Source organism: Pseudoalteromonas sp. SG41-5 (assembly GCF_014164495.1).
GTDB classification, from domain to species: domain Bacteria; phylum Pseudomonadota; class Gammaproteobacteria; order Enterobacterales; family Alteromonadaceae; genus Pseudoalteromonas; species Pseudoalteromonas rhizosphaerae.
In genome coordinates, this window is record NZ_JACJFH010000309.1 from 1 (window position 1) to 330 (window position 330).

At 39.7% G+C, this 330-nt stretch carries 1 pseudogene; it reads right to left on the reverse strand.

Going from position 1 to position 330, the window contains the following annotated elements:
- Positions 1-108: 108 nt before the first annotated feature.
- Positions 109-330: pseudogene (locus tag H5232_RS23785) on the reverse strand (DUF2235 domain-containing protein); the annotation flags it as partial.

Consider the following 330-nt stretch of genomic DNA (forward strand, 5'->3'; position numbering starts at 1 on the left):
AAATTGCATTGCCATTTTCGGTGCCGACACCTGCGACCATGTAATCAATTTTACCTGTTGACGAACATCCTACAGCGAATAATATTAAAGCGAGTGTGATAAGTAATTTTATGAGTTTGTCCATAATCTATATCCATTTATTAGTTGTGACTGCCATTGCTCACTTTCTTCAGCTTGTTCTGGCTGATTGTAAAAAAGCTCGCGCTGTTGGTTTTTAGTGGTGAATTCAGCGTCTTCTTCAGGGCCATGAGCAATCGCATCAATCGTTGCTGAATATTTAACACTGTGGTGGATGTAATCTTTATATAAAGCCTGCCAGGCATCACTTTG